The organism is Halomonas sp. SCS19 (genome assembly GCF_040147015.1).
In the GTDB taxonomy this organism is placed as follows: Bacteria; Pseudomonadota; Gammaproteobacteria; order Pseudomonadales; family Halomonadaceae; genus Halomonas; species Halomonas litopenaei.
This window is the reverse complement of record NZ_JAMSHN010000001.1, coordinates 2,767,746-2,780,942: the sequence shown is the minus strand read 5'-3', so window position 1 is coordinate 2,780,942 and position 13,197 is coordinate 2,767,746. Positions and strand designations below refer to the sequence as shown.

Here is a 13,197-nt window from a genome sequence, read left to right as displayed (position 1 = left end):
ACCGGGGCGACAGCGCCGCCCCGGCCGACCCTTGGCCAATCACATCAGCCGAGCACACTCTCCACGCTGATCACCGGCAGCGAGAAGGCCTCCCCTACGGCTGCGTAGGTGAGCTGGCCGTCATGGACATTGAGACCGGCGGCGAAGTGACGATCCTCACCGAGCGCCCGACGCCAGCCCTTGTCGGCCAGCGCCACCACAAACGGCTGGGTGGCGTTGGTCAGGGCCTGGGTCGAGGTGCGCGCCACCGCACCCGGCATGTTGGCGACACAATAGTGCACGACGCCGTCCACCACGTAGGTCGGCTCGGCATGGGTGGTGGGCCTGGAGGTCTCGAAGCAACCGCCCTGATCGATGGCCACGTCCACCAGCACCGCCCCCGGCTTCATTTCCGACAGCATGGCGCGGTTGATCAGCTTGGGCGCCGCCGCCCCCGGGACCAGCACCGCCCCGATGATCAGGTCCGATTCGCGCACCGCTTCTTCCAGTGCGTCGGCGCAGGAAAACACCGTCTTCATGCGCCCCTGGTAGCGATCATCCAGGGTCTCGAGGCGCGGGATCGACTTGTCCAGCACGCTGACATCGGCGCCCAGCCCCAACGCCATGCGGGCGGCGTTCTCGCCGACCACGCCACCGCCGATCACGGTAACCTTGGCAGGCGGCACCCCAGGCACCCCGGGCAGCAATACACCCGCACCGCCCTGGGCCTTTTCGAGACTGTGGGCACCGGCCTGCACGGCCATGCGTCCGGCCACGGTGCTCATCGGCGCCAACAGGGGTAGTCCGCCCTGAGGCGCGGTGATGGTCTCGTAGGCGATGCAGGTCGCGCCGCTGTCCAGAAGCCCCTTGGTCAGGGTTTCTTCGGCGGCCAGATGCAGGTAGGTGAACAGGGTGTGCTGGGGGCGCAGCCGGGCCACCTCTTCGGGCTGGGGCTCCTTGACCTTGAGGATCAACTCGGCGCCATCGAACAGCGCGTCCACGTCGGCCTCGATGGTGGCACCGGCAGCTTGATAGGCCTCGTCGGCAAAACCGGCGCCCTCACCCGCACCGGCCTGCACAACCACCGCGTGGCCACGCTCGGTCAGCTCCCGCGCACCACTGGGGGTCAGGGCGACGCGGTACTCATGGTTCTTGATTTCCTTGGGGACGGCGATCTGCATGGCGACTCTCCCATCGATTCGTACAACAGATTTTTTATCGTCACCCACAGTGAAGCACAGGAATTTTTTGCCAATAAACCCCCGGCGAAAAAACGGAAAGATCAGAAAACTTCACCCTCAAAGACCTTTGAACTTTCTTCCCAGGCCCCTAAAAACAGCAAGACACACCAGGGCGTGAAATTCTCTCCCGGCGGCACCCGATGGCAAAGAGCCTCAAACGTCTTGAGCGTCGTAGCGGTATCCGGCGCCGCGGACCGTAGTGATGCGCGAGGCGTGGTCGCCGAGCTTGCGCCGAACCCGCCCCACGTAGACATCGACGGTATTGGTCATGGGGTCCTCGTTGAGCCCCCAGACCGCGTTGAGGATACGTTCACGGCTCATCACCCGCCCGGCATTGCCGAGCAATAGCGCCAGCAGATCGCGCTCCTTGGTCGACAACTCGACGACCTCACCGTCGACCTTCAGGCACAGCGCCTCGCGATCGAACTGCACCGGATCCTCCGCCTGAGCGCCCGGTGTCGCGCCTGCCCGTGCCCGGGCGCGTCGATGCAACGCCTCCATGCGCGCGATCAGCTCGTCGAAAGAAAAGGGCTTGCTCAGATAATCGTCGGCTCCCTTGCGAAGCCCCACGATCTTCTCATCGGTGGCATCCAGGGCCGTCAGCATCAGAATCGGGACCTCGTCGCCCCGTGCCCTGACTCGCGTGCACACCTCATGCCCGGACAGCCCCGGCAGCATGATGTCGAGCAGCACCACATCAAAACCGCCCTCCTTCAAAAGCGACAAGGCGGTTTCACCATCACCGGCACGGGTGGCAGTCCACCCCTCGCCCTTGAGCCCGCGACACAGAAAGTCCGCGACCCTATCTTCGTCTTCCACTACCAGCACGTTCACGTCGTCGTGGACTCCTCGGCCATCCCTGGCACATCGATGTAGACGATCAGCCCGCCTCCCGGCCGGTCTTCCAGACCGGCCTCCCCTCCGTGGGCACGGGCGATAGCACGGACAATGGGCAGTCCCAGACCACTGCCCTCAGTGTAGTTGGTGGAGGCATTGGCACTGCGATAAAAGCGTTCGAACACCACCGCCTTGTCGACCGCCGATACCCCCCTGCCATCGTCCTCCACCGCGATTCGCCAGCCACCACCATGACGCCACAGGCGCACCACCACCCGGGGGCCCCCGTGGACCCGGGCATTCTGAAGAAGCGCCAGCACCGACTGGCGTAGACGCAGGCGATCCACCTCCACGGGGGCAACGGTCACCTCGGTCTCAAGAGACACCAGCACCGATGACAGACTGATGACATCCTTGAGAAACCCGACCAGTTCGGTCGGTTGCGGTTGCAGGCGCAATTCGCCGCTCTCCTGGCGTGCGATGGTCAGCAGGTCGTCGATCAGAGCAGCAGTATGGCCGGCCGCCTCACGGGCACGACGCAACGCCTCGCGGTAGTCGTCCTCGTCGGGTTGGCGCGCGCGCAGTACCACGTCGCATTCGCCCTGGATGATGGTCAACGGTGTGCGCAGCTCGTGGCTGACATCGGCCAGTAGTCGACGCCGATGCCGTTCGGCCCGACGCGCTTCCTCCAGCAACCTTTCGAGTTCTCCGGTGCGATCCGCCACCGCCTCCTCCAGCGCGCTGTTCTGGCGCTCGAGCGCGCGCCGCTGGGAGTGCACGTCTGCACCCATCTGATTGAGCAGACGGCTGATGCGGCCTAATTCGTCACCGCCGGAGACCTTGATGGCATGACCGAAGGCACCCCCGTGCATACGCTCGACGCCCGCCATCAGCCTCTGAAAGCGCCGTGATACCCGCCAACGGTAGAACACCATGACCGCCACCGTCAGCACCACCGCCAGCAGCGCAAACCCGAGCGCCAGCCAGCGCGTCTGGCGGGCGCCCCGGGCCAATTCCTCGCGGGCTTCGCGCACCTCCTCGATCTCGCCCTCCAGGGCCACGTCCATCAGCTTGCGAAAGCGTTCATCAATGGCTTCATCGAGCAGCGCATAGAAACTCAACCAGCGGCTGACCGGATCGAGCTCCCGCTCCGAGTCGAGCAGCTCAGCGTAGCCGCGGATCACCTCGTCCAGCTGGTCCTCGAGCCTGGCCAGCAGTTCCAGCTCCTCGACTTCCTCGTCCCCTACCAGCTCGATCTCGGCGCCGATGATATCGCGGATCTCGCCGATATCCTGGCGCACCAGCTCCTGTAACCTGCGCTCCCCCTCACCGCCGTCCTGATCACCGATCAGCAAGGCATCTGCGTACTGCTTGAACAGCCGATAGCTGTGGGTCGACAGATTCAGGTGTGCTTCGTAGGAGTGATGCGCCAGGTTCATGCGATCGCTCAACCAGGTACTGCGCTCGACGCTCCAGTAGGCCAACACCGCTCCGGTGCAGGCCATCGTCAGCAAGACCAGGGTATAGGCGGTTACCACACTGATGATTTTCATGACCCCAGTTTACTGTTCCCGCAGACGGAAGGCGTTTTCGGATGATCCATGTTCTCCGACAGGCGCAGCAACAAGCCGGCACCGCCGGTGACCGAATCAGGTAGATTGTGCACCAGGGTCGCCTGGCAGCGTGCGTCAAGCAGCGTGAACAGCTCGACGGCGTCCTTGAGCAGCGGCCACAGGTAACTGTCGACCACCACCAGATCAGGGCGCGACAGCAGCGCCTGGACCAGAGCCACCCGCAGGGACTCACCTGGGGTCAGGTTGTGCCCTGCTTCCTCGATCCGCCCATCCAGACCTCCCAGGCGAGCGATCGCAGGGCCTAGACCACACTCTCGCGCCACCCGGCCGATGTCGTCATCGTCGGGGCGCGCGGCGGCCCCCATGGTCAGCGCGCGGCGCAGGCTGCCCCTGAGCAAGGCGGGGCGATCACCGATACAGGCGATGGCCGGCTCGGTCGGCAAGCCGTCAAACCGCAGTCGCCCCGCCTCGGGTGCACGCCGCCGTGCCAGCACCGCCAGCACCCGCGACGCCAAGTCGGGATCATCGGTGGCGAGACACACCCGCTGGCCCGCGCGAATACGCAGATGCAGGGTGCAGCCACCCACCCGCAGGTGCTCCAGATCCAGCGGCACCGGCCGTCCACGTCGACGCACTCGCGGCAAGGCCTCGGTCCGCGCGAGCAGTGCCCGACACTTGTCGCGGGCGACACACCAGGCGCTGTAGCGATCCCATACGCCGATACATTCGCGCACAGGTACCACCAGGATCGCCAGCACCGACAGTGCCGCGGCGGCGTCCGCCGCCGCCAGACCAAAGCGCGCCGTAGCCCACAGCACCGCCGCTCCACCAAGCCCCAGAGAAGCGTTGGGCAGCGCACGCAGCAGCGATACCCGACGTACGCGACGCACGGCGTCCTCGGCACTGCGACGTCCCTTGCGCTCCAGGCTGGCGATTTCACGGGGCAGGCGATTCATCAACGCCAGCTCGCGGGCGATGGGAATCCGCTCCATCGCGGCAATGGCCACCCCGGCACGCCGCCTTCGCAGATCCCGATGCAGGCGGCCCAGCGCCAGACCCAGCCCGGCGGCCAGCGCCACGGCGGCGAAGATGGGTAGCATGCCGGCCAGCGCCAGGACGGGATCGATCAGCCACAGGCACAGCGCCGCCATGGGAAAGACCACCGCCGCAGACACCAGCCGAGAGATGCCCATGCCGACCCAACCCCGGGCCGCCGTCAGGTCACCGACAAAGCGCAGCGACAGCCCTCCGAGGCGACGACCGGCAGGCTCGGCACCGAGGGCAGCGATGGCGTGGAAGACGACGCTGCGAAGCTCCACCGCGTAGCTCTGGCCGATGGCCTCGCCCCGGACCCTGGCCAGTGCCTGACAGGCAGCTATCACCAGCGCCGCCACCGCCAGTATCAGCAGCGAGGTCAGCGGCAGTTGGGTGGAGGCCGAGCCGGACGTCGAACGCAGTGCGACGAAGACATCGCGGGTGGCGAAGGCCGTGGCCATCATCAGCCCAGCCTGGATGATCCCCAAGCCCACCACCAGCGCGATATGGCGGCCTCTGCCACGCCCCGAGAGTTCGGGAAGCTCGCTCATGCGGCGACACCCGTGGCAAGCCGGTTATCCTCTGTCAGGTCCTTGAGCATGGTCTGACCGAGACGCCTTCTGATGATTGGCGCCACCAGCCTCGATACCGCCTCGGGGTCACACAGCGCCTCACGCTTGACCACCGGCAGCCCGGTCTCGCCGCTGGCTTCACGGCTACCGAGCGCCGACAGACTGACCATCCCCGCCAGGGCAAAGGGCGTTTGGCCATGACGTTTGAGCACCGACACACCCCCGACCGCACCCAGCGCATCCGGAGCCGCGAACAGGATACCGTCCAGGCGCTCGATGATCGTGGAATCCGCCAGGATGGCAGCGGTCTCGTCCTGGAACACCCCGTCGGCGATTTCCACCACCACCACCTCGGCACCGCGCGCCGCCGCACCTCCGACCAGCGCCTCGAAGCCACGTTCGATGCGCTCGAGCGGACAGCGGAAGGTCGACGCCATGCCGGCATCGGTAAAGTCACTGACGGCCACCGAGGCGTCAGCGAAGGCGTTGAAGTCACCAAAGGCGCCGGTGCCGGTGGCCTTGACCCCCTCCACCGCAAAGCCCGCACGTTGGAGGCCGTGGGCCAGGCTCACCGCCGCCGTAGTCTTGCCGGCATTCATCGAAGCGCCGAACACCCCAAGCACCACTATGTCATCGGGGATACGCGCATCGGCGATGGCATAGCGGTCAATATTGATCACCTCGCCATGAAGGTCGGCGAGAAAACCCAGCGGTCGCAACTGAGTGGGGCGAGCCATCCTGGCATGTGCCGCCTCGACCTTGCCGGCGATGCCGCCACCGGCCAGCAGATCCATACGCACATCCACCTCAGCGCGGCCCATGAATTGATCCGGTGCGTAGCGATCTCCCACACACAGCACCAGCAGATCACCGGGATAGCTCTCGCTGGGACGGCCGCAGGCCAATTGGACCCGCTTGTGCTGCCCGACCTGGAGGACTTCACACAGGATCAGGTCACCGGCGCGCAAAGGATGGTCGAGACTGACCAGGGAACGGACGTCATCGCGCCTGGCGCGGCGGGTGGTAAAGGCCCACTTGGCGGTGGCGGGGACGGCGAAGGGAGTCACGGCAGCGGCACAGGTCATGGCGGTAATCCTCTGGGATGAAGGCACATCCCGAGGCTACCGTGGGCCGCTCGTTGCATCCTGTCAGGCGGGTGAGCGCGGCATTAAGCCCACATGAACACAAGCTGACAAGGCGCGAAAAAGCGCGTAGCGGATTGGCGACAGCGAACAACCGTGGCCGATAAAGGGCGCTACCCCCCTCCTTCGCCTTGCATCAGGCGCGCAAGCGCTTGCGGTTGCCAAACCTCCCGTCTCGCCGCCCAGAGGCCATCCGCCTATCCTCGAACCAGGGCGCCGGGCTAGAAAGAGTTCTGGATCCGCCTATAGCCTTCCACCAGGCTATTGTTGGTGCGCGCCACGTCTTCGGAAAACGCTGAATCCTGGACCGTTACTCGGGACAGGGTGTCCAGATCGGTCCCGGGGCCAATGCGCTCGGTGGACGGCACATAGAAGTCGTCGGGAAGGTCGCAACCATCCACCACGGCGTTATGGCGCACCACCGCGCCCTTGCCGATAGTGCAGTTGAACAGCACGCTGTTGAAACCGATAAAGGCGCTCTCTCCGACCACGCAGGGACCGTGCACGATGGCGCGATGCGCAATCGACGTGCGTGCACCAATGATCACCGCCGCGCCGGACTTGGAGTGGATGACGACGCCGTCCTGGATATTGGAGTGGGCGCCGATGATCATCGGCTCCATCTTGCCATCGGCATCGACCTCATCGGCACGAATGACCGCGTAGGGGCCGATGAAAACGTTCTCCTCGACGATCACCCGCCCACAGAGAATGGCCGTGGGATCGACAAAGGCGCTGGGGTGGACAACCGGCAAATCGCCGTAGGGATTCTTGCGAATCATTCATGCTTCCTTGGTTGTGATTCCTGCAAATCAGATAGTGATCATCACCCGGCGTGGTCGGCGTGGTCGGCGTGGGCGAATCTTGATGCGACATACGGCGACGCCTTCGCTGAGCCGGTTGGATCATCCGTGGACAAGCCCACCGCGCAGGCACTCGTCCAGACTCAGCATCGCCCTTGCGGGCGGCCATCACGGTCACAAGCGGTGGATGCTTACCGGCGACGCTACTTCCGCGTCCTGGCGAAGTGATGTTCTCTCTGTTCCTGGCGCTGCTTGGCTTCGAGACACAGACGCGCCGTGGGCCGGTGCAACAGCCGTGGCAGGCCGATGGGAACGCCGGTCTCCTCGCAGTAGCCGTACTCACCCGTCTCGACGCGCTTCAAGGCGCTGGCAATATTGCCCAGCAAGCGGGTTTCCCTGTCGGCCTGGCGAAGCTGCAGCTGAAGCTCTTCCTCCTGGGCTGCCTGATCCAGGTCGTCACTCGACCTTTCGCGGGCCGACATGCGCAGGCGAACCTCCTGCAACCGCTCCTCGACCAGCGCCCGTTCCTGCAGCAACCGGCGTCGAAAGAACGCCAGTTGCTCACCGTTCATGTAGTCGTCGTCCGGCATCTCGAGAAGATGCGCTGCGTCATCCATCGTTGGCATCTCACCGCTCCTCCCGCCACGCCGATTGCACAAGGCGTCTGAGACCATCACACTCGCACAAATGTTATGTTATAACATTTCTTTGAAGTGGCACAATACACCCGCAAATCCTGCCTCCCAGGGCCACCTCGCTGAGGCGGTCGTTGACCACGTCGCCATCCACGTCCACCAGGCTGGCCCTCCCGCCTCTACCTCGTGGTCCAAAGTGCTGCAGTTCTTCCATGAACCCAGGGAGTCTTTAGACGCATTCAGGAACAAAGTGCGACCTATCACACCCAGGGTCAGGACAAAAAAGCTGCCAGTATTGAGATTCGCCAACTCGACACCCAGGGTGCCAGAAAATTGCCGGAAGGGGTGGAGGCCAGCTGTGTACGCTCAGGTCGGTGTGGTCAGGACGTTATCGTCAGCTTTCCGCGACCAGGGCGCCGCCGTAGGCGCTGACGAATTCGGGAGGAAGACGGCGGGGACGGCCGCTTGAGAGAGCGATGCAGGCGTAGCGGGTACGCGCACGCAGCAGGGTGACACCATCCTGCGGGCGTATGAGTTGAAAGCGGCGGGTCAGGGTCAGGCGCGAGTCGCAGGCGACGATCCAGGTGGCCATGGCCAGGCGTTCGCCCTCGAAACCCGGTGCCAGATAGTCGAGTTCGTGACGGTGCACCGCCATGGCGCGATCCAGCGCCCGGTAGTGTTCCAGGGTCAGACCCAGCTGGCCGGAGTGCTCCCAGCTGGCCTGTTCCACCCAGCGCAGGTACTGGGCGTTGTTGACGTGGCCATAGTGGTCGATGGCCTCGGGCGCCACCAGGATGTCGATCACGAAGGGCCGGGGCAGATCCCAGTCGAAGGCACCGTGTTCAGCGGTCATGATCGTCCTCCTTGCGGCCACCGCAGTTCCAGCAGGTATCGAAGGCCCCTTCGAGCTCCTCGCCGCAGGCCCGGCAGCGCCAGGCGCTGTCCGGCGCTGGCTCCTCGAGCGCCTGTTTCACCAGCGCTTCGGCTCGCTCACGGTTGTGCTCGGCGACCCACACCTGGGGCTCGCACTCCAGCGGCGGCAGCTCCCCGGCGCCACCGCCGAGGGTCATGTTGCGCAGTTCGCAGGGGATCCCGGCGGCGTCGAGCAGGTTGCGCACGTGGCCCACCAGCAGGGCGTTGCCGTGGGCAAAGATCAGGGTCCAGGGAACCTCGGTCATGGTGTCTTCCTTGGCGCGGGCTTGCCCAGGCACGATGTGACACTTCCATCGCCCGAGGCAAGCCCCTGCGCCTTTTTCGGCCCAGCGTGTTCGGCCCAGCCTGTTCAGCCACGGCGAGTCACGTCGCGCCTATCTAGCTCATGCCTTGTTCAATCGCGCCTTGCTCAGTCGCGAAAGACGCGCACACCGAGCGCCTTGAGGTAGGCGGTTTCGGGAATCGCCGGGTGCACCGGGTGATCCGGTCCCTGGTGGCCCTGGAAAAGGATCTGTCCCTGACGATCCTGGTGACGTACCGCACCGCGCACCACGTCGACCAGGCGATCCTGTGCCAGGTGCATGGAGCAGGAGGCGGACAGCAGCAGGCCGTCGCGGCCCAGCAGGCGCATGGCGTCGCGATTGAGTCGGGCGTAGGCACGCTCGCCGTTGGCGATATCCTTGCGCCTCTTGATGAAGGCCGGCGGATCGAGCACGATCACGTCGAACTTCTCGCCGTCGGCCTTGAGCGCCGCCAGCGCCTCGAAGGCGTCGCCGTGACCCACAGCGACCCGCTCGTGCTGGCCGTTGAGCGCGGCGTTCTCGGCGACGCGATCCAGCGCCGACTCGCTGGCATCCACGCACAGCACTTCGCTGGCGCCATGGGCCGCCGCCTGCACGCCCCAGCCACCGACGTAGCTGAACAGGTCCAGCACCCGCTTGCCGGCCACCCGCTGATTGAGCCAGGCGCGATTGATGCGGTGGTCGTAGAACCAGCCAGTCTTCTGGCCGTCGAGCACGGGGGCGGCGAACTGCACGCCGTTCTCTTCCAGCAGCACCTGCTCCGGCAGCTCGCCCTTGACCACCTCTACCACCTCGCTGAGGCCTTCCTGACGACGACCACTGGTGTCGTTGCGCAGCACCACACAGGCAGGGGACAGCACCTTGTCGAGTGCGTCGAGCAGCTCGTCCTTCACCGCTTCCATGCCGGCGGTGTTGAGCTGGACCACCAGCACCTCGGCGTAGCGGTCGATGACCAGCCCCGGCAGCAGATCGGCCTCGCCATGGACCAGGCGATAGAACGGCTTGTCGAACAGGCTCTGGCGCAGCGCCAGGGCCTGATTCAGGCGATGCACCAGCAGCGAGCGATCCAGCCGCATGCTCGGGTCACGCGAGACGATGCGGGCGCAGATCAGCGAGTTGGGATTGACGTAGGCCAGACCCATGGGCTTGCCATTGGCGGCCTCGACGATGACCTGCTCACCGACTTCGAGCCCCTTGAGCGGCGTCTCGGCGATGTCGATCTCGTTGGAATACAGCCACAGGTGGCCGGACTTGAGGCGACGATCGGCGTTCTTTTTCAGGCGCAGCGGACGAGTCACGGTGATCACTCTCTCTACGGAAACTACATGAATAATTGGGCGAGCCCTTCAAGCATCGACAGGACTAACGTTGGCAACGAGGGCAAAACACACTGGCGCGCTGCCCCAGGGTCACGTGCTTCAGCTCACCGCCACAACGGCGGCAGGGTGCGCCGGCACGCCCATAGACGTTTAGACGCTGGGCGAAGTAGCCGGGTTCGCCGGTGCCGCTGACGAAGTCGCGCAGGGTGGTGCCGCCCTGGGTGATGGCCGCGGCCAGCACCTCCTTGGCGGCGGCGGCCAGGCGATCGTAGCGCTCGCGTCCGATACGACCGGCCGCGCGGCGCGGATCGATACCGGCCAGAAACAGCGCTTCGCTGGCGTAGATGTTACCCACCCCGACGACCACGGCATTGTCCATCAAGAACGGCTTCACCGCCGCCTGGCGCCCCCGCGACAGGGCGTACAGCCGGGCGCCGTCGAAGGCCTGCGACAACGGCTCGGGGCCTAGCCGCGACAAGCGGGTATCGTGGGCCTCGTCGTCCCGGAGCCAGTCGACGAAGCCGAAACGACGCGGGTCGTGATAGCGCAGGATGACGCCGTCCTCGAGCACCAGGTCCACATGGTCGTGCTTCCTGGGCAGCTCACCGAGGCGGGCAATACGCAGGCTACCGGACATGCCCAGGTGCCACAGCAGGGTGCCCTTTTCGCGCACTCCGCCGCCGTCGTCCGACCGGGACGCGGCCGTACAGGTACCCTCGGTGCTGGCGACCGTCTCGCCGTTCTCGACGCTTTCACCGCCCTCGCCCGACAGCACCGGCAGCAGCAGGTACTTGGCGCGACGGCGAATCTCGCCGAGGCGGGCGCCGATCAGACGATCGGCGAGATCCTCAGGCACCGGCACCCGCAGGCGCGACTGGCGCACCAGCACCTCACGGATCTCGCGCCCTTGTACATGGGGGGCGATGCCGCGCCGGGTGGTCTCGACTTCGGGAAGCTCGGGCATGGCACACCTGGGGCCTGAGGTTAGAGCGGCGAGCAGCGAGCGACATCACGCCATCGCCCGGGGCCGCTGACAGGGACATACGCAAGAACCCGACCTCGGGGCCGGGTTCTCGGTGACAGGCGACAACTCGCCTGCGGTGGAAGCGAGATCAAGCCTTACTTGATCTTGGCTTCCTTGTACATCACGTGCTTGCGAACCACCGGATCGAACTTCTTCATTTCCATCTTGTCCGGAGTGTTACGCTTGTTCTTGTCGGTGGTGTAGAAGTGGCCGGTACCGGCGCTGGACACCAGACGAATCTTGTCACGCATGAGACTTCTCCCAGTTTGCCGCCTGGTACGCGTCGTGCACACCAGGCCAGTCATTCAAGTCGGCGGAGGCCGTTCGCTCAGGCGAACCAGTGGGCTCCCGAGGACGTCATCCTTAGATGGCGTCGCCGCGCTTACGGATATCGCTGAGCACCTCTTCGATGCCCTTCTTGTCGATGATGCGCATGCCCTTGGAGGAAACACGCAGGGTCACGAAACGCTTTTCGGACTCGACCCAGAAGCGATGGCTGTGAAGGTTCGGCAAGAAACGACGACGGGTCTTGCGCTGGGAGTGTGAAACGTTGTTACCAGTCACCGGGCGCTTGCCGGTAACCTGACATACTTTGGACATGAGAGCCTCCAACCGCGTGGCGAGTTGTTCAAAACCTGTCGGGCAAACCGGGAAGGGCGAGAACCGAAGGGATGTGTCGCAGACTGGCCGCGCGGTGCCGGCGAAAGTCCGCATTCATCATGCCCTCAGCAACCTCGAGCCCTGTCATGAGCCCCGTGCTTTTGACCCAAGGGAATTCAAAGGGTGCACTTTATACCAGACCCTGCCTCCATGGGCAAGGGATACACCAACGTTCGCCAGGTCGCTCGCTCACGGCCCGTGTCGAGGTGCTCGAAACGGCTCCGCTGCGTCGACGGCGATGACGTGACGTGTTCGGGTAGAGAGTCGCCCGGCCAGGACGCGATAGGATCGAGACGATCCTCGCCCCGCCTGGGCCAGCTCTTTTTGCGCGCGGCGCATTATACCCAACCTCGCTCGGCAAATGACACCACTTCTGCGTCTCCCACCACAAAATGATCCAGCACACGGATATCGAACAGGCCCAGCGCCTCTTTCAGGCGATCGGTGATACGCCGGTCGGCGTCACTGGGCTCGGCCACCCCGGAGGGATGGTTGTGGCACAGGATCAAGGCGCCCGCCCCCAGCGCCAGGGCACGTTTGGCCACCTCACGTGGGTACACCGAGGCGCTGTCCAGGGTGCCGCGAAACAGCACCTCGAAGCGGATCACCCGATGCTGGGCGTCGAGAAACAGTGCGGCGAAGGCCTCGTGGTCCAGATGACGAAGCTGAGCGGAAAGAAAGGTCCTGACCCGCGCGGGAGAATTCAGCGCCTGGCCCCGCTCCAGATGGCTCGCCAGATGACGGCGCGACATCTCCTGGGCGGCCTGCAGCTGAACGAAGGTGGCAAGCCCCAGGCCACGCTGGGCACAGACCTCCTGCTGATGCGCCTCGAGCAGGGCACGCAGTCCGCCGAAGGCACCCAGTACGTCCCGCGCCAGGTCCACCGCGGAGCGTCCTGCCACCCCGACTCGCAGCACAATCGCCAGCAGCTCAGCGTCGGATAACGCGGTGGGCCCCAGCGTCAGCAGCTTCTCGCGAGGGCGTTCGCCCTCTGGCCAGTCTCGTATCGACATCCCTGTCTCCTGCTCCGTTGCTCTCGTCACACCCTGTCGTCACATCCTCTCGACACGCTCTGTCATCACACCCTCTTCTCACACGCAGCCGCCACATCCTGTCGTCACACCCTCTTCTCACACACTCT

14 protein-coding genes are annotated in these 13,197 nt (G+C 65.1%); all 14 read right to left on the bottom strand.

Translation table 11 applies throughout. The annotated features are described in order from the left end of the window. Window positions 1–44: 44 nt before the first annotated feature. The 14 genes from ald to radC all read right to left on the bottom strand — a co-directional run bounded on the left by ald (window position 45) and on the right by radC (window position 13,069). Window positions 45–1,160 (bottom strand): alanine dehydrogenase, encoded by a 1,116-nt coding sequence (gene ald / locus NFH97_RS12210; protein ID WP_045991201.1) that lies wholly within the window; start codon window positions 1,158–1,160, stop codon window positions 45–47. Window positions 1,161–1,373: 213 nt separating this feature from the next. Beyond that, on the bottom strand, window positions 1,374–2,054 hold the full coding sequence (locus NFH97_RS12205; protein ID WP_045991202.1) for a response regulator transcription factor: 681 nt from the start codon (window positions 2,052–2,054) through the stop codon (window positions 1,374–1,376). Further along, a complete protein-coding gene (locus NFH97_RS12200) occupies window positions 2,051–3,610 on the bottom strand; it encodes a sensor histidine kinase (RefSeq protein WP_349624873.1) in 1,560 nt (519 codons plus the stop codon). The genes NFH97_RS12205 and NFH97_RS12200 overlap by 4 nt, the downstream gene beginning before the upstream one ends. After that, window positions 3,607–5,217 (bottom strand): ABC transporter ATP-binding protein, encoded by a 1,611-nt coding sequence (locus NFH97_RS12195; protein WP_349624872.1) that lies wholly within the window; start codon window positions 5,215–5,217, stop codon window positions 3,607–3,609. The genes NFH97_RS12200 and NFH97_RS12195 overlap by 4 nt, the downstream gene beginning before the upstream one ends. Next, window positions 5,214–6,323, bottom strand: coding sequence for a P-loop NTPase family protein (locus NFH97_RS12190; protein WP_306169139.1), 1,110 nt, complete (start codon window positions 6,321–6,323; stop codon window positions 5,214–5,216). Before NFH97_RS12190 ends, NFH97_RS12195 begins: the two co-directional genes overlap by 4 nt. Window positions 6,324–6,601: 278 nt before the next feature. Beyond that, entirely contained in the window at window positions 6,602–7,162 is a 561-nt protein-coding gene (locus NFH97_RS12185) for a gamma carbonic anhydrase family protein (protein ID WP_045991206.1), read from the bottom strand. Window positions 7,163–7,386: 224 nt separating this feature from the next. Next, complete coding sequence (locus NFH97_RS12180; RefSeq protein WP_108132275.1) at window positions 7,387–7,809, bottom strand: TraR/DksA C4-type zinc finger protein; 423 nt, start codon at window positions 7,807–7,809, stop codon at window positions 7,387–7,389. A gap of 403 nt (window positions 7,810–8,212) precedes the next feature. Beyond that, on the bottom strand, window positions 8,213–8,671 hold the full coding sequence (locus NFH97_RS12175) for an acyl-CoA thioesterase (protein WP_045991208.1): 459 nt from the start codon (window positions 8,669–8,671) through the stop codon (window positions 8,213–8,215). Then, the gene (locus NFH97_RS12170; RefSeq protein ID WP_108132274.1) at window positions 8,661–8,996 is read right to left on the bottom strand and encodes a putative signal transducing protein; all 336 of its coding nucleotides are present in this window, start codon (window positions 8,994–8,996) and stop codon (window positions 8,661–8,663) included. The genes NFH97_RS12175 and NFH97_RS12170 overlap by 11 nt, the downstream gene beginning before the upstream one ends. 164 nt (window positions 8,997–9,160) lie before the next feature. Further along, window positions 9,161–10,351 (bottom strand): class I SAM-dependent rRNA methyltransferase, encoded by a 1,191-nt coding sequence (locus NFH97_RS12165; protein WP_045991285.1) that lies wholly within the window; start codon window positions 10,349–10,351, stop codon window positions 9,161–9,163. A 64-nt stretch (window positions 10,352–10,415) separates the two neighbouring features. Further along, entirely contained in the window at window positions 10,416–11,336 is a 921-nt protein-coding gene (gene mutM / locus NFH97_RS12160; protein WP_222516082.1) for a bifunctional DNA-formamidopyrimidine glycosylase/DNA-(apurinic or apyrimidinic site) lyase, read from the bottom strand. Window positions 11,337–11,491: 155 nt separating this feature from the next. Continuing rightward, complete coding sequence (rpmG, locus tag NFH97_RS12155) at window positions 11,492–11,647, bottom strand: 50S ribosomal protein L33 (protein ID WP_016856547.1); 156 nt, start codon at window positions 11,645–11,647, stop codon at window positions 11,492–11,494. A gap of 112 nt (window positions 11,648–11,759) precedes the next feature. Then, a complete protein-coding gene (gene rpmB / locus NFH97_RS12150) occupies window positions 11,760–11,996 on the bottom strand; it encodes a 50S ribosomal protein L28 (protein WP_045991211.1) in 237 nt (78 codons plus the stop codon). A gap of 398 nt (window positions 11,997–12,394) precedes the next feature. Beyond that, a complete protein-coding gene (gene radC, locus NFH97_RS12145) occupies window positions 12,395–13,069 on the bottom strand; it encodes a RadC family protein (protein ID WP_045991212.1) in 675 nt (224 codons plus the stop codon). Window positions 13,070–13,197: the final 128 nt, after the last annotated feature.

Bases quoted from the DNA above. Each gene is read 5' to 3' on its own strand.
- ald (WP_045991201.1), bottom strand. From the start codon at position 1,160: ATGCAGATCGCCGTCCCCAAGGAAATCAAGAACCATGAGTACCGCGTC.
- NFH97_RS12200 (WP_349624873.1), bottom strand. From the start codon at position 3,610: ATGAAAATCATCAGTGTGGTAACCGCCTATACCCTGGTCTTGCTGACG.
- NFH97_RS12195 (WP_349624872.1), bottom strand. From the start codon at position 5,217: ATGAGCGAGCTTCCCGAACTCTCGGGGCGTGGCAGAGGCCGCCATATC.
- NFH97_RS12190 (WP_306169139.1), bottom strand. From the start codon at position 6,323: ATGACCTGTGCCGCTGCCGTGACTCCCTTCGCCGTCCCCGCCACCGCC.
- NFH97_RS12185 (WP_045991206.1), bottom strand. From the start codon at position 7,162: ATGATTCGCAAGAATCCCTACGGCGATTTGCCGGTTGTCCACCCCAGC.
- NFH97_RS12180 (WP_108132275.1), bottom strand. From the start codon at position 7,809: ATGCCAACGATGGATGACGCAGCGCATCTTCTCGAGATGCCGGACGAC.
- NFH97_RS12175 (WP_045991208.1), bottom strand. From the start codon at position 8,671: ATGACCGCTGAACACGGTGCCTTCGACTGGGATCTGCCCCGGCCCTTC.
- NFH97_RS12170 (WP_108132274.1), bottom strand. From the start codon at position 8,996: ATGACCGAGGTTCCCTGGACCCTGATCTTTGCCCACGGCAACGCCCTG.
- mutM (WP_222516082.1), bottom strand. From the start codon at position 11,336: ATGCCCGAGCTTCCCGAAGTCGAGACCACCCGGCGCGGCATCGCCCCC.
- rpmG (WP_016856547.1), bottom strand. From the start codon at position 11,647: ATGCGTGACAAGATTCGTCTGGTGTCCAGCGCCGGTACCGGCCACTTC.
- rpmB (WP_045991211.1), bottom strand. From the start codon at position 11,996: ATGTCCAAAGTATGTCAGGTTACCGGCAAGCGCCCGGTGACTGGTAAC.
- radC (WP_045991212.1), bottom strand. From the start codon at position 13,069: ATGTCGATACGAGACTGGCCAGAGGGCGAACGCCCTCGCGAGAAGCTG.